Genomic DNA, 14,235 nt, shown 5'->3' with positions numbered 1-14,235 from the left:
TGAGGAGGGCCGGGGATGAAGCCGCCCTACGTTCCGGGCCACGGCCTGCTGCGCGACCGGGTGGCCGTGGTGACCGCGGCCGCCGGCACCGGCATCGGCGGCGCCTGCGCCCGCCGCATGCTGGAGGAGGGCGCCCGCGTGGTGATCAGCGACGCCCACGAGCGGCGGCTGTCGGAGACCCAGGCTGCCCTGGAGAAGGAGTTCGGCTCCGGCTCGGTGACCGCCGTCCCCTGCGACGTGACCTCCGAGGAGCAGGTCCAGCGCCTGTTCTCCGAGGCCGAGGAGCGCTTCGGCCCACTCGACGTGGTGATCAACAACGCCGGTCTCGGCGGCACCGCCACGCTCGTCGAGATGACCGACGAGCAGTGGAACAGGGTGCTCGACGTGACGCTCAACGGCACTATGCGCTGCACCCGCGCCGCGCTCGTCCGGATGCGGCCGCGCGGGCGCGGCGTGATCGTGAACAACGCGTCCGTCATCGGGTGGCGGGCACAGGAGGGCCAGGCGCACTACGCGGCGGCCAAGGCCGGCGTCATGGCGCTCACCCGGTGCGCCGCCGTCGAGGCCGCGGCGTACGGCGTGCGGATCAACGCGGTGGCCCCCTCGCTGGCCATGCACCCCTTCCTGGCCAAGGTCACCACCGAGGAGCTGCTGGCCGAGCTCACCAAGCGCGAGGCCCTCGGCCGGTACGCCGAGCCGTGGGAGGTCGCCAACGTCATCGTCTTCCTCGCCAGCGACTACTCGTCGTACATGACCGGAGAGGTGGTCTCCGTGTCCAGCCAGCACCCCTGAGCGGGTCCGCCGCGCGAGCCCCGACCCCTACGGCACCGGAAAGGCCCACCGATCCATGAGCCCACGTCGCCGAGACTCCGACAGCACCGCGGCCGCGCGGGCCGAGCGGCGGGCCGAGCTGCTCGCCGCGGCGGCCGAGGTCTTCGCCTCCCGCGGGTACGCCGTCACCACCGTGCGCGAGGTGGCCGACGCGGCCGGGATCCTCGGGGGAAGCCTCTACTACCACTTCGACTCCAAGGAGTCGATCGCCGACGAGATTCTGTCGGCGTTCCTTACCGACATGTGGGCGGCGTACGAGCAGGTGCTGGGCGCGGGGCTCGGCGCCGGCGCGACCTTCCGCGCGCTGGTCGGCGCGTCGTTCCAGACGATCCACCGGCACCGCCCCGCCGTCGTGATCTACCAGAACGAGTCCAAGCACCTGGCGGCGAACCCGCGCTTCTCGTACCTGCTGGACAACCAGCGGCGGTTCCGCGAGGTGTGGCTGTCGGTCCTCGACCGGGGCGTCCTGGACGGCGAGCTGCGCGCCGACCTCGACACCGGCCTCATCTACCGGTTCATCCGCGACACCGTCTGGGTGGCCGCGACCTGGTACCGCTGCGACGGCCCGCTGCCCGCCGAGGAGATCGCCAGGCAGTACGTCGCGATGGTCCTCGAAGGGATCCTTCAACCTAAGGAGTTGTGATGGCGGAGGCGTACATCGTCGAAGCGGTGCGCACCCCGGTCGGCAAGCGGGGCGGCGGCCTGTCCGGCGTGCACCCGGCCGACCTCGGCGCGCACGTGCTCACGGCGCTCATGGCCCGCTCGGGCGTGGACCCGTCGGCCGTGGAGGACGTGGTGTTCGGCTGCCTCGACACCGTCGGCCCGCAGGCCGGCGACATCGCGCGCACCTGCTGGCTGGCCGCCGGGCTGCCCGAGGAGGTGCCCGGCGTCACCGTGGACCGCCAGTGCGGCTCGTCCCAGCAGGCGCTGCACTTCGCCGCCCAGGCCGTCATGTCCGGCACCTCCGACCTCGTGGTCGCGGGCGGCGTGCAGAACATGTCGCAGATCCCCATCGCGTTCGCCTCGCGCGGCGCGGCCGACTCACTCGGCTTCACCGAGGGCCCGTACGTCGGCTCACTCGGCTGGCAGGCCCGGTACGGCAAGCAGGACGTCTCCCAGTTCCGCGGCGCCGAGATGATCGCCCGCGACTGGGACATCTCCCGCGAGGACATGGAGGCGTTCGCCTACCGGTCGCACCGGCGCGCGATCGCGGCCATCGACGAGGGCCGCTTCACTCGTGAGATCGAGCCGATCGAGGGTGTCAAGGACGATGAGGGCCCGCGGCGCGACACCAGCCTGGAGAAGATGGCCGGGCTGAAGACCCTGGAGGAGGGCGGGCGGCTCACCGCCGCGGTCGCCTCGCAGATCTCCGACGGCGCCGCCGCGCTCCTCATCGCCTCCGAGGAGGCGGTCCGGACGCACGGCCTGCGGCCACGCGCCCGCGTCCACCACCTCTCCGCGCGCGGAGAGGACCCCATCCGGATGCTGTCCGCGCCGATCCCCGCCACCGCGTACGCGCTGAAGAAGGCCGGGATGCGCATCGAGGACATGGACCTGGTCGAGATCAACGAGGCGTTCGCCTCGGTCGTGCTGGCCTGGCTCAAGGAGACGGACGCGGACCCCGGGCGGGTCAACGTCAACGGCGGCGCCATCGCCCTCGGCCACCCCCTCGGCGCCACCGGCGCCCGCCTCATGATCACTCTGCTGCACGAGCTGGAGCGCACCGGCGGCCGCTACGGCATGCAGACCATGTGCGAGGGCGGCGGCCAGGCCAACGTCACGATCATCGAGCGCCTCTGATCCGGCCCGGCCGCCGCGCCGCGCTCACCGGTGTCGCGGTGACTCGGGCGCGAGGGCGCTCGGCGGCCGGTAGAGGTACCACTGCTCGGTCGCCGTCGTGATCAGCGGGACCCGCCGCCAGGACGCCAGGAACCCGGCCGGGGTGTCTTTCCTGTTGCTGAGCACGCCGACCCAGTCCCCGCGCACGAGCGCGGCGTCGATCGGCGAGGGAAGGCTGTACCCGCCGTAGTTGGTGGTGATCCCGACCATGCCGCAGCCGGAGAGGTAGCCGACCTGGATCGCGGCGTGGCCGTACAGGAAGCACGGACGCGAGATGCCGAGGCCCCGCAGCGCCTCGGCGGCCAGGCTGTCGGGCTGCCGGGCGGCGCCCTCGATGTCGACGCGCTGGAGCAGCGTGCTGCCCTGGAGCACGAAGAACGCCAGCATCGCGGCGGCGACCAGCACCCGGCCGATCCGGACCCGGGCCACCGAGGCGAGGCCGCAGGCCACGGGCAGGGCGAGCAGCGCGTACGCCGGCAGGAGGAAGCGCGGTGCGGCGTACCCGATGGTGACGATGTACGACAGCGCGAGAGCGGTCCCGGAGGCGGTCGCGATGAGCAGCGGCCGCCGCCGCGCCGGCTTGCGCACCGCCCACAGGCCGACCGCCGCCAGCACCGGGATGGCGGCGAACCACGCGACGTGGCCGAGCGGGATGTCGCCGCACGGGTGGCCGAAGCGGCACAGGACGGGGCCGTCCAGCGCCCGCAGGTGCTCGCCCAGGCTGAAGTGCAGCCCGGCCTCGTTCTTCGCGCCCGCCGCGGACAGCCGCGTGAGCGGGCCGCCGTAGCTCAGCGCCGCCTCGACCAGCCACTCGCCCCAGCCGACCGCGAGCCCCGCGACGACGGCCCCGATCTGGCGGAACCGCCGGGTCGCCAGCCCGTACACCACGAGGGGGAGCGCCAGCCAGGACGCGTCCGTCGGGCGGACCAGCGAGGCGATCGCGAAGGCGATCGCCAGCCCCGCCAGCGCCCCCTTGCGCTTGGTCTGGCAGAACAGGGCGACGCCGCCGACCGCGCAGAACGCGACCCAGATGTTCGGCATCGCCTCGCTGCCGTAGAAGAGCGTCGTCCACAGCCCGGCGAACAGCGCGGCCGCGGCGGGGACGGCGGCCCCCGGGCGCAGCCGCACCCAGGGCGCGTACGCGAGGAACAGGCCGAGCCCGGACAGCAGGCTGAGGTAGACGCGGATGGCGATGACCGACGAGGTGAACACGGTCACCGGCGCCACCAGGAGGGGCACGCCCCGGGCCCGCGGCGCGCTGAACCAGGCCGGGGGGATCCCCGGCGTGACCTGGCTGACGTAGATGCTCTCGTCCCAGCCCAGCCCGACCCGGATCGTCACCATGAGCTGGACCGCCGAGTAGCAGACGGCCACCGCGGCGAGCGCCAGGTACCAGCGGCGCGAGGCCGCCCAGGCCCGGATCCCCTTGCGGGGGGACAGATCCGGCGCCGGTGAGGAGCCGCCACCCCGTGCGGCGGTCTCCGTAAGCTGATTCATCGTATTTCTCCCCGTCACAGCCGGCGCAGGTTTCCCTCCTGGCTCGGCGAGTCATCTGCGCCAGATTAGTTAGCGATTCTTCAGCGACTGTTGAGCGTCGGGTAAAGGCCGGTTTAACTCCGCCGCCGAGGGTTACGAACCGGATTTTCCCGGCCGTCGTCCGGGATTCGTTCGCGCACGTCGTCCGGATTCTCGGAGGCGTCGGCGCCGCGCTCCGGGCGGTGGGAGCGATTTGTTGGCGTGATTGCGACAGCTCCTGGGGAAAAGATGAAAATCCGGATAATTCCCCTGGCGTGGACTTTTGGGGTAGGACGGGTATTCACCGGCATGACTCGGGGATTTCGACCGTCGAATTCGCGGGACGTCCCCGCCCGCGTTCCCAGAGCGGCGAGCCGCCAGGTCCGCCGTGGGCGGGCCGGCCACGCACCGGCGCCCCGGGAACGACGAGCGGCCGAGGAACGGTGGTGCCGAGTGAGCATGTGGGAGCCGAAGAATCTGCTCAGCCCGTGCCTGCTCCTGCTGCTCGGCGAGCGCCCCGACCACGGGTACGAGCTGGTACGGCGGCTGCGGCCCCTCGGCATCGTCGACGGCGACACCAGCACCGTCTACCGCACCCTGCGCTCCCTGGAACGCCACGGATGCCTGTGCTCCGACTGGGCCCCCTCCGGCACGGGCCCGGCCCGTCGCGTCTACCGGATCACCGCCAAGGGGCGGACCGAACTGCTGAGCTGGCTGGGCACGCTGGAGGAGACGCGCAGGAGGCTCGACTACTACATGTGTCGGCTCGCGCCGCTGATCGAGAACCGCCACCCCCACCCCGACGGCGCTTGATCGCCGCGCCGAGCCCGCGCCGCATCTGCTCCTTGCATCCGGCCTGCCCCGCGGCCGGGTTGCGCACACAAGAACGCCGCCGGCGACGGCCCAACGCCAGAAGCGAATGCACCTGACCGTCCGGAATGCTCCGGTCGGAGGGTCCTTCCAGGACCGGTTGCTCACCAAGCAGCCCTCGGGGTGTCCTGTTTACGCTGTTTCGTGGTGGAGGGAAGCCAGGACGCCCAGTTCGTTCTCGGAAAGGCGCAGCGAGCCGGCGGCCACGTTCTGGGCGAGGTGGTCGCGGTCGCCGGTGCCGGGGATGGCCAGGACGTGAGGGCCACGGTGCAGCGTCCACGCCAGCCGGACCTGAGCGGTGCTCACCCCGTGGGTGCGGGCGATGGCGCGCACCGCACTGCTGTCGCCGGTAGGCGCGCCGGCCGTGCGTCCGCTACCGGCGATCGCGTAGAACGGCACGAACGCGACGCCCTGTTCACCACAGATCCGCAGGAACTCCTCCTGTTCCGGCGATGCGCCGATGCCGTACATGTTCTGGACGCAGACGACCGGTGCGATGGCCTGAGCCTCGGCGAAGTGGTGGGGGCGGACGTTGGACAGGCCCAGGTGGCGGATGAGTCCGGCGTCGCGCAGTTCGGCGAGTGTGCCGAAGCGTTCGGCGATGGAATCGGTGCCGACGATGCGCAGGTTCACCACATCGAGGTGGTCGCGGCCGAGCTGGCGCAGGTTCTCCTCGACCTGGCCGCGCAGCTGCTCGGGATCGGCGTGCGGCAGCCACTGGCCTGAGGGGTCGCGACTCGGTCCGACCTTGGTGGTGATGACGAGGTCGTCCGGGTAGGGGGCCAGCGCCCGGTTGATCAGTTCGTTGGCGGAACGCAGTCGCGAGAAGTAGAACGCGGCGGTGTCGATGTGGTTCACGCCGAGCTCGACCGCGTGGCGCAGCACTCGGATCGCCTGGTCGCGGTCGCTCGGGACGGCGTCGGGCGCGAACGCCTCGCCGTGCTGCGTCAGGCGCATCGCGCCGAAACCGACCCGGTTGACCGTGCGGTCGCCGAGCTTCCAGGTGCCCGATGCCGCCGCGGTGATGGTCTGTGAAGTCATGGCGGGATGATCTCCGCACGGTAGGCTGGCCCGCCATTGTTTAAGGCATGTGTGAATCTATGGAGGAGTGGTCGTCCTGGCGGAGCTGGCGTTCTCGGCGAGCGATCTGGCACAGGTGCGGTTCGCCGTCTCACCGATGTGGGAGGTCGCGCCCAGCTTCCGGCTGCTGACGTCCCGCACCGCGCATCCGGTCCACCGGCCCTGGGCCGACCAGGTCCGGCCGCGCATGGTGGCCGCCGGGCTGGACCGGGGATGGCTCTCCGAGCTGATCCCGCCCACCGGCTACGTCCCCGACTTCCTCAACCCGGCCCCCGCCGGACCGGCCCCCGCGCCGGCGGCAGAGTGGGACGCGATCCGGGCCTCGCCCGCCGACCGGGTACGCCAGGATCTCGACCATCTCGCCCGCCACCAGGGGCATCTCGGCCCCCGCCTGAGGGCCCTGCACGCCGACCCGCCCTCCCGCCTGGCCAAGGTCACACAAGAGATCGAAACGTACTGGGAGCTGGCGCTCGCCCCCTACTGGGCACGGATCCGGGCAGTACTGGACGCCGACATCTTCTACCGGGCCCGCACGGTCGCCGAGCACGGCTCCGGCCGCCTGTTCAACGACCTGCACACCTCCGTGAGTTGGAACGACAACGCGCTGAGGCTGGCCCGCCGAAAGCAGCCGATGACCCGCAACAAGGCCGGTACAGGACTGCTGCTCATCCCTTCAGCGTTCACCGGACCCGGCCTGCGCACCAGGGTGGGACCGCCGGACCCACCGCAGCTCGCTTATCCGGCACGTGGCGTCGGCACGCTCTGGGAGACACGGCCTGCCAAGGGAGCCGCCGCCCTTACCCTCGTCCTCGGCCGCTCGCGAACCCTGCTGCTGACCGAACTGGAGACCCCGGCCTCCACCACCGAACTGGCCCACCGCACCGGACTCTCCCCGGCCGGGGTGTCCCAATACCTCACCGCGCTACGCGACGCGGGCCTGGTCAGCGCCCACCGCGCTGGCCGCTCCGTGCTCTACGCCCGCACCGCTGCCGCCGAAACCCTCCTCAAAGCCGCCTCCGCTTGAGGCTCCGGTAGCCAACCCCCGAAGAACTTCCGGAGCCGACGGGTTCCCGCCGTACTGGCGTCCTCTCCAGCCCGACGAACCTGATCGAGGGATGGAGACGGGGGCCAGACCCAGGTCAACGACGTTACAAAGCGAGCAACTCTGAGACCGTGACGAATCGGTATCCCTGGTCACGGAGGCCAGTGATCAGGCCTTTGACGGCCTCGCGAGTGTTCCGCCCACTGGCGTACCAGGGGTGGAGCAAGATGATCGATCCTGGCCTTGTCTCCTTGCGCACAGCCGCGACGATCTCGGCGGCGGTTGGAGTCGTGCCCGAGTCCGGCTCCACGTCCCACATCACCGTGCGCCTCTGGTTGTCGGCCAGATACAGCGGTAGCACCAGCAATTTCTTGCCTGTCGGCGGACGGAACGGGATCTCGCCGCGTTGCCCTGCCATCCGGATGGCCGCATCGGCGCGTTCGACCTCACTCGCGACGGTGGCGGGGGAAACGAAGACCATTCGCCGATGGGTGTAGGTGTGGTTGGCGAGCTGATGGCCTGCGGCGACCAGCGCCTGCGCGTCCTGCGGCCGGGCCTCGACCTGAGAGCCGATGACGAAGAACGTCGCGCTAACGCGCTGCTCGGCGAGGATGTCGATGATCTCGGGAGTGTGCTCGTCAGGGCCGTCGTCGAAGGTCAGGGCAACGACCTTCTCGTCGGTCGCCACGCGGTCGGTCAGTTCTCCCGCCAGTTGGAAGGTCCGCGCGTTCATCAGCTGATACATGCCCATCGCTCCAAGGAGGAGGACGGCGAGTAGGGCCGCGAGAAGCTTGATCCATCTTCTCCTCACGGTCGTTTCCGTTGCGTTCATGGGTGATCATGGAATCACAGGCCGGGGAATCCGGTAACCGTGCTCACACAACGCTCGCGCGGGCTTGGGCGACCTGAGGTGGTGGCCCGGCCACCGCTACATCCGCTTCAGTCTGAGGTAGCGGCGGATGTCCGGCCACTGCACCACGATGAGCGCAACCATGAGGCCGGCCAGGACTACGGCGGCCACCTTCAGCTTCTTCATCGGCGCGCACTCCCTTTTTCCTCCGGGATCTCTCCCGGACGTCCGTCAGGATCGGCTTCGCCCGCCGCGTCGGCGACGAGGTCGGCCGCCACCGACACGACCATGCGGGCCGCGTCGTCCACCGCTGTCCGCACCGGGGCGCTGAGCTCGACCAGGACGTCCTCGTCGGGCGTCCCCCTCAGCACCGCCGACGGCTCGCAGCACAGGACGAGGACACGCGGGGGGATCCGGCCGAGTTCGCGGGCGAGGCGCAGTACCTGCACCGGGTCCATGCCGTGCGTCTCCACCGGTGTTCCGCCCTCGTCCGAGAGGCGGGGCTCCAGGAGGGTGAGCGTCCCGGGGCGCTCGCCGCGCGGCGCGGCGTCCACGAACAACACGGCCGCGTAGTCCCGCTGCAGCGCGTACGCGAGGTCCATGCCGCGGATCCCGAAGTCCACGACGTCCACCCCGGCGGGCAGCTCGGGCGGCCGGGACTGCGTCAGGCGCCGCACGACCTCGACGCCGAAGCCGTCGTCGCCGAGGAAGATGTTGCCGATCCCGGCGACGAGGACGCGGACCGGCCGGTCGCCGGCGGCGGCCTCCTCCTCGACCACCGGCTCCACCTCCTCGGCGGTGTAGAAGAAGCGGTGGCCGGGAAGCCGCGCCTCGCCGAGGTCGCGGCCCGGGTCGTCCTCCAGGGTGACCGCGAGGTGCGGCCGGCCCTCGTCGTCCTGCTCGACCGCCTCCACGACCGCGATCCGCCCGGCGAGCGCGAGGTCGAAGATGTCCGCCCGGGAGGACCCCGGCCGCAGCCGCACCCGGCTGCCCGGGCCGACGGGCACGCCGTCCACCTCCACCATGCCGGGCCCCCGCCGCTCCATGCGCGCCCAGAAGTCCATGGTCATGTCCCCGGTCCCTCCTCGGCCATCGGCCGTACGGGCCGGACCGGGCGGATGTCGCGCAGGGTGCCGTGCAGCCGCATGAGCTGCTCCGGCGTCAGCGCGGCGCACCGGTCGAGGATCTCCCGGGCGCGGGGGTCGCCGTCGCGGATCTCGCGCCGCTCCTCGTCGGTCAGCGACAGCACGCTCAGGGTCAGCAGCTGGTCGATCTCGGTGGCGTCGAAGAGGTCGCCCGGGCTTTCCGGCGCGATCTCGGGGTTGTCGTACAGGATGATCGGCGCGGAGAGCATCGTGTCGCGCGTGCCGGAGGGGCCGACCAGGACCGGCCAGACGCCGACGTTGCGGCATCCCTCGGCGAGCGGCCGCAGCTTGTCCGGCGGGTCCGTGAGCGAGACGAAGCCCGCCCCGCCTTGCGCTCGCAGGACCGTGTGGCAGGACAGGAGCGTCCGCTTCAGCGCCTCCTCGCGGGAGTCGCCCTCCCATCCGCTCGTGTTGACCACCAGGACGGTGAGCCGGAAGACCCCGGGGGCCGGTTGCTCCGCGCGGATCTCCACCTCGCCGCGCACCTTGCGCCAGGCGCGCACGATCGCGCCGACCCGCCGCCCGGACGGCTCGGACAGCCACTCGACCTCGCGCCCGGCGGGGAAGTCGACCGGCTCGCGGCGGGGGCGCTCCATGAGCGCGCCGAGGGTCAGGCCGAGCACGTGGACTTCGCGTTCGGTCGCCTCCTCGTGGGCGACGTGTCGCTGGTCGCCCGCGGTCAGCTCCGGGACCGTCTCCAGGCGCAGGTTGTGGCCGTCGTCCCGGGGCCGGGCGGGGTCGCACGTGAGGGCGTGCAGGAAGCGCACCTCCACGTCCACCGCGTCCTCGGGCGCCGCCTCCACCAGGCACTGCGTCTGCGCGTACCACGCGTCGCCGCCCTCGGAGCAGAACGCCCTGGGGTGGATGCCCCCGATGGTCCAGCGGTGCCGGTTCTTCAGCGCCGACCGGCGGTAGGGCCACAGCAGGTAGCCCTCGTACAGCACGGCCTGGGCGATCCTCCGCACGTCGTCCACGGCCCCCTCACCGCCCTTCCAGAAGGGCGGAGATCACGTCGTCCCAGCCGGTGAGCGTGTTGCGGACCCTGTAGGCGTAGAGCCGGTCGAAGACCGAGCGGTCCAGGCGCAGCCAGGCGCTGCCGGGGAAGTAGTGGTCCATGAGGTCCTTCCAGACGTGTACCGGCATGGTGAACTCGGCCTCGGTGTCCCACGGGACGCGGGCCGCTCGCAGGAGCCCGTCCTCCAGGTAGAAGATCGTCCCGCTGAAGAGGAACTCCAGCGGGACCTCCCCGCCCGGCAGGGCGTGCAGGTATTTGGTCGCGACCACGTCGAAGTCGTACGTGCAGGTCACCGGGATCTCGGCGGCGCAGCGGCCGTCGTGGAAGGCGGGGGCCCGCACCGTGGCGTGCGTCCACAGGAGGCCGCGCAGCGTGCGGCCCCAATCTCGCGACGGACCGAACAGCTCGGCGAGGCGTTCCTGCGCCTCGTCGTCGTAGGAGCGGCGCGCCGCCGCGATGCGGATCTGCGCGTGCAGATCGAGCGAACGGATCTCGGCGGGGCCCGTGCTGTCGAGCCGCGCGTGGAACCGCAGCGTGGGGACGGCCGCGAACTCGGCCGCCTCCACGCCCTCGACCGTCACCCGCAGCGCGGGCGGGCAGGCCGTCGTCGTCATCGGATGCTCGCCTCCTCCTCAGGCCGGGGAGAGGTTCGGCATACGCGGGTCGATGGGGTCGTGCGCGCTCGGGTTGATCCCGGTGGATCGCGCCGCGGTCGAGCGGCCGTCGGGGAGGTGGCCCCGCTGGCGCTCGTAGTGTCCCGTCGCGTTCCCCTCGTTGACCCCCTGAAGATGCGAGGTGAAGTCCGGGCTGACCATGGCGCGCCCCGTCCTGATCGCCGCGGGCGCCCTGCCCTTCCCGGCTTTGGGCTTGACCTTGGTCGCGGTGCTCGACTTCGTCATGGCCGGGCTCCTTCCGGTCGGTTCCCGTCACGTGCGCCGCGGGCGTCCATGGTCGCGGCCCCGCGGCGCAGCTCGGCGAAGAAGGCGGCGATCTCGCGCCAGACGTCCGGCCCACCGGCCAGGCCCTTCCAGTGCGTCCGGATGAGGCCCACCAGCGCGTAGCAGTCGTCGATCGGCACGATCCAGTGGTCGCGCGCGTCGCCCGTACGGTCGACCAGCAGCGCCTCCACGTCGGGGGTCAGCCCGCCGAGCACGGGATTGGCCGCCTCCAGCCGGGCCCAGGTCACGCGGGCCAGCGGCGACTCGACCGCGCCTCCCGGGCTGGGGTAGAGGAGCACCGCCCGCCGCGCGGTCGAGTCGTGGGAGAAGAACGCCATCCGGACGGGGATGCGCAGGGCGTCCCAGGCCGCGTCGTCCAGCGCGAAGCCGCGCAGGTGCCAGCGGCGGTCGGGGACGGCCCGGTACTGCCGGCCGCCCGCCCCGGGCCGGTCGAAGAGCGTCGCGCAGGGGCGGCACGCGCAGCGCAGCTCGCGGCTGGACAGGTCCACCAGGTGCCGGTGCCCGTCCGTGACCGGTGTCCCGCAAAGGTCGCACCGCTCGACGGCCGCCGTGGCGTCCGCGCCCGTGGCGTCCTGCGGCGTGTCCTGCGGTGTGTCCGGCGGTGTGGTGTTCTGGCGCCGGGTGAGATACCGGCGCAGGGCGTTCGTCGTGATCCGTCGTTCCATCGCGGCCGCCTCACGACGTCCCGGCGCCGGAACGGCCGCGCAGCAGGCTGTCCACGGGGATCACGGCCGCCGGAGGGGCCGCCTCCTCGATCTCGACCCGCACGATCTCGGGCGCGGCGTCGCGGATCGCCTCCTCCAGCGCGGCGCGGAGCGCGGGCACCGTGGAGCGGCAGCCGCCGCGGCGGCGCAGCCGGACCCGGGCCACCGGACCGCCGGGGGCCGCGCCCGTTTCGTCGTCCGCCGGGCCGCCGTCCGCCTCGATCGCGACCAGCTCGGCGCTCGCCCCGCCCAGGCGCGGGGCGGCCCGCTCCACCGCCTTCCGTACGCGGGTCTCGGCGTCCGACGGGTGCAGGCCGTGCAGCAGGAGCAGGTGCCCGACCAGCTCGTCCGCCGCCAGGGCGCTCCCCAGCGAAGCGCCGCCCGCGGTCACGGCCGCCGCCATGATCCGCGCCAGGCCCTCGCCGTACAGCTCCAGCAGCGGCTGGAGGAGCTCCGTGACGGTGGCGCGGGCCTGCGGGTCGGTCATCGACTCGACCCGCTGGAGCAGCTCCTCCACGCGGTGCGCGCGGTCGGCGGCCTCCTCGTCCGTCAGCGGGATGTGCGCTGCCATCAGCCCCACCTCAGCCCGACACACTCGTGCCAAGAGTGGGGGAGTGGACCTGCCTGAGCACCCTGCCCTCACCGAGGTACATGTGCACGCCGCACGGCAGGCAGGGGTCGAAGCTGCGCACCGTGCGCATGATGTCGATGCCCTTGAAGTTCTCCGGGCCGTTCTCCTCGAAGATGTGCATCCCCTGCACCGCGTCCTCGTACGGACCGGGCGTCCCGTAGATGTCCCGCGGGCTGGCGTTCCACGGCGTCGGCGGGTACGGGTGGTAGTTGGCGATCTTGCCGTCGCGGATCACCATGTGGTGCGAAAGGACGCCACGGACGGCCTCGTGGAAGCCGCAGCCGAGCCCTTCCTCCGGGACGTCGAAGTCGGTGAAGACCTTGGTACGCCCCGCCCTGACCTCGCCGAGGGCCTGCTCCACGAAGTGGACCGCCATCGCCGCCGCGTACGCGATGAAGTAGACGCGGGCGCGGTCCCGTTCGATGGTGTTGGACCACTTCGGGATCTTCCACTCGAACTGCATCTCGGGGAGCTGTCCGCTCTTGGGCAGGTTGATGATGACGCTGTGGCCGGTCGCCTTGACCGTTCCGGTGTCCACCAGGCCGGCGAGCGCCGTGGTCCAGAGGCGGGCGATGGGGCCGCCGCCCGTGTCCAGCGCGAGGTGGTCGCCGGTGCGCGAGTCGTACCAGCGGGGGCTCATGACCCAGGAGTAGTTGCCGTTCTCCAGGTCGCGCTTCTGCGGCCGGGGCAGGGTCGTCTGGTTCCACGGGTGCCGCTGGTCCACCGGGTTGCCGAGCGGGTCGCGGGTGACGAACGTCTCCTCGTTCTCCCAGTCGTCGTAGTAGGAGCTGCCCAGCAGGATGCGGATGCCGAGGTTGATGTCGACCAGGTTGGTCGTCAGGAGCTGCCCGTCCAGGACGATGCCCGGGGTCACGAACATCGCGCGGCCCCAGTCGTTCATCGTGCGGTAGTCATAGTCGACCACGCCGGGGTTCTGGAACGCGCCCCAGCAGCCGAGCATGATCCGCCGCCGCCCCACCTCCTCGTAGCCGGGCAGCGCCTCGTAGAAGAAGTCGAAGACGTCGTCGTTCATCGGGACGGCCTTCTTGATGAAGTCCAGCGCCCGTAGCAGCCGCACCAGGTAGTCGGTGAACACCTGCGGCGTCGCGACCGTCCCCACGCCTCCGGGATAGATGGTGGACGGGTGGACGTGCCGTCCCTCCATCAGGCAGAACATCTCCCGGGTGAGCCGGCTCATCTGCAGCGCCTCGCGGTAGACCGCCCCGGTGAACGGGTTGAAGGCGCGCATGATGTCGGCGATCGTGCGATAGCCGTGGATGTGGCCGTGCGGTGCCTCGGTCGTCTCCGCCCGGCGCAGCAGGCCCGGGTTCGTCTCCTTGACCATCTGCTCGCAGAAGTCGACGAACACCAGGTTGTCCTGGAAGAGCGTGTGGTCGAACATGTACTCGGCGGCTTCACCCAGATTGATGATCATCTCGCCGAGCGGCGGCGTCTTGATGCCGTACGCCATGTTCTGGGCGTAGACCGAGCAGGTGGCGTGGTTGTCGCCGCAGATGCCGCAGATCCGGCTGGTGATGAAGTGTGAGTCCCGCGGATCCTTGCCGCGCATGAACACGCTGTAGCCCCGGAACAGGGACGACGTGCTCTTGCACTCCACGACTTCCTTGTTGCTGAAGTCGATCTTGGTGTAGATGCCGAGGTTCCCGATGATCCTGGTGATCGGGTCCCAGGACATCTCCACCAGCGTCCGCTGCTCCTCGGGCGCCTTCTGCGATCGGATTGCCACCGTGTCG

At 71.4% G+C, this 14,235-nt stretch carries 16 protein-coding genes; 5 read left to right on the top strand and 11 right to left on the bottom strand.

The window, feature by feature from the left end; genetic code table 11:
- Positions 1 to 15: 15 nt before the first annotated feature.
- The 3 genes from ACQP1V_RS23890 to ACQP1V_RS23880 are packed head-to-tail and all read left to right on the top strand — an operon-like array spanning position 16 to position 2,631.
- Positions 16 to 792 carry an SDR family oxidoreductase gene (locus ACQP1V_RS23890; protein ID WP_433411862.1) on the top strand — a complete coding sequence of 259 codons (777 nt, stop codon included), beginning with the start codon at positions 16 to 18 and terminating at the stop codon, positions 790 to 792.
- A gap of 55 nt (positions 793 to 847) precedes the next feature.
- Complete coding sequence (locus tag ACQP1V_RS23885; protein ID WP_067133383.1) at positions 848 to 1,474, top strand: TetR/AcrR family transcriptional regulator; 627 nt, start codon at positions 848 to 850, stop codon at positions 1,472 to 1,474.
- Positions 1,474 to 2,631 (top strand): acetyl-CoA C-acetyltransferase, encoded by a 1,158-nt coding sequence (locus ACQP1V_RS23880; RefSeq protein ID WP_433411860.1) that lies wholly within the window; start codon positions 1,474 to 1,476, stop codon positions 2,629 to 2,631. Before ACQP1V_RS23885 ends, ACQP1V_RS23880 begins: the two co-directional genes overlap by 1 nt.
- A 24-nt stretch (positions 2,632 to 2,655) precedes the next feature.
- On the opposite strand, the gene ACQP1V_RS23875 is transcribed toward ACQP1V_RS23880, so the two are convergent.
- Positions 2,656 to 4,167: a hypothetical protein gene (locus ACQP1V_RS23875; protein WP_433411858.1), complete on the bottom strand. Its 1,512-nt coding sequence runs from the start codon at positions 4,165 to 4,167 to the stop codon at positions 2,656 to 2,658.
- Positions 4,168 to 4,644: 477 nt separating this feature from the next.
- Between ACQP1V_RS23875 and ACQP1V_RS23870 the strand changes: the two genes are divergently transcribed.
- On the top strand, positions 4,645 to 4,998 hold the full coding sequence (locus ACQP1V_RS23870) for a PadR family transcriptional regulator (protein ID WP_387414449.1): 354 nt from the start codon (positions 4,645 to 4,647) through the stop codon (positions 4,996 to 4,998).
- 189 nt (positions 4,999 to 5,187) lie between these two features.
- On the opposite strand, the gene ACQP1V_RS23865 is transcribed toward ACQP1V_RS23870, so the two are convergent.
- Positions 5,188 to 6,096 (bottom strand): oxidoreductase, encoded by a 909-nt coding sequence (locus ACQP1V_RS23865; RefSeq protein ID WP_433411856.1) that lies wholly within the window; start codon positions 6,094 to 6,096, stop codon positions 5,188 to 5,190.
- 67 nt (positions 6,097 to 6,163) lie between these two features.
- On the opposite strand from ACQP1V_RS23865, the gene ACQP1V_RS23860 reads away from it, so the two are divergent.
- On the top strand, positions 6,164 to 7,159 hold the full coding sequence (locus ACQP1V_RS23860) for an ArsR/SmtB family transcription factor (protein ID WP_433411854.1): 996 nt from the start codon (positions 6,164 to 6,166) through the stop codon (positions 7,157 to 7,159).
- A 124-nt stretch (positions 7,160 to 7,283) separates the two neighbouring features.
- Here the strand turns inward: ACQP1V_RS23860 and ACQP1V_RS23855 are convergent, their stop codons facing one another.
- From ACQP1V_RS23855 to ACQP1V_RS23815, 9 genes are all read right to left on the bottom strand, one after another.
- Positions 7,284 to 8,009 (bottom strand): polysaccharide deacetylase family protein, encoded by a 726-nt coding sequence (locus ACQP1V_RS23855; protein WP_433411852.1) that lies wholly within the window; start codon positions 8,007 to 8,009, stop codon positions 7,284 to 7,286.
- Between the two features lie 96 nt (positions 8,010 to 8,105).
- On the bottom strand, positions 8,106 to 8,213 hold the full coding sequence (locus ACQP1V_RS23850) for a DUF6893 family small protein (protein WP_387414193.1): 108 nt from the start codon (positions 8,211 to 8,213) through the stop codon (positions 8,106 to 8,108).
- Positions 8,210 to 9,097, bottom strand: a complete 888-nt coding sequence (locus ACQP1V_RS23845) for a hydrogenase maturation protease (protein WP_433411850.1) — start codon at positions 9,095 to 9,097, stop codon at positions 8,210 to 8,212. The genes ACQP1V_RS23850 and ACQP1V_RS23845 overlap by 4 nt, the downstream gene beginning before the upstream one ends.
- Complete coding sequence (locus tag ACQP1V_RS23840) at positions 9,094 to 10,146, bottom strand: hypothetical protein (protein ID WP_433411848.1); 1,053 nt, start codon at positions 10,144 to 10,146, stop codon at positions 9,094 to 9,096. Before ACQP1V_RS23840 ends, ACQP1V_RS23845 begins: the two co-directional genes overlap by 4 nt.
- A gap of 7 nt (positions 10,147 to 10,153) precedes the next feature.
- Positions 10,154 to 10,801 carry a DUF6084 family protein gene (locus ACQP1V_RS23835; protein WP_433411846.1) on the bottom strand — a complete coding sequence of 216 codons (648 nt, stop codon included), beginning with the start codon at positions 10,799 to 10,801 and terminating at the stop codon, positions 10,154 to 10,156.
- An 18-nt stretch (positions 10,802 to 10,819) separates the two neighbouring features.
- Entirely contained in the window at positions 10,820 to 11,086 is a 267-nt protein-coding gene (locus ACQP1V_RS23830; RefSeq protein WP_433411844.1) for a hypothetical protein, read from the bottom strand.
- Positions 11,083 to 11,811 carry a DUF5947 family protein gene (locus ACQP1V_RS23825; protein WP_433411841.1) on the bottom strand — a complete coding sequence of 243 codons (729 nt, stop codon included), beginning with the start codon at positions 11,809 to 11,811 and terminating at the stop codon, positions 11,083 to 11,085. Before ACQP1V_RS23825 ends, ACQP1V_RS23830 begins: the two co-directional genes overlap by 4 nt.
- A 10-nt stretch (positions 11,812 to 11,821) precedes the next feature.
- Positions 11,822 to 12,421 carry a NifU family protein gene (locus ACQP1V_RS23820; RefSeq protein ID WP_387414201.1) on the bottom strand — a complete coding sequence of 200 codons (600 nt, stop codon included), beginning with the start codon at positions 12,419 to 12,421 and terminating at the stop codon, positions 11,822 to 11,824.
- A gap of 10 nt (positions 12,422 to 12,431) precedes the next feature.
- Positions 12,432 to 14,228 (bottom strand): nickel-dependent hydrogenase large subunit, encoded by a 1,797-nt coding sequence (locus tag ACQP1V_RS23815; protein WP_387414203.1) that lies wholly within the window; start codon positions 14,226 to 14,228, stop codon positions 12,432 to 12,434.
- Between the last annotated feature and the right edge of the window lie 7 nt (positions 14,229 to 14,235).

Origin of the sequence: Microtetraspora malaysiensis (genome assembly GCF_050947145.1) — a bacterium.
Classification (GTDB): domain Bacteria; phylum Actinomycetota; class Actinomycetes; order Streptosporangiales; family Streptosporangiaceae; genus Microtetraspora_A; species Microtetraspora_A malaysiensis.
The sequence above is the reverse complement of the archived record's forward strand: the minus strand, read 5'-3'. Positions and strand labels throughout refer to the sequence as shown.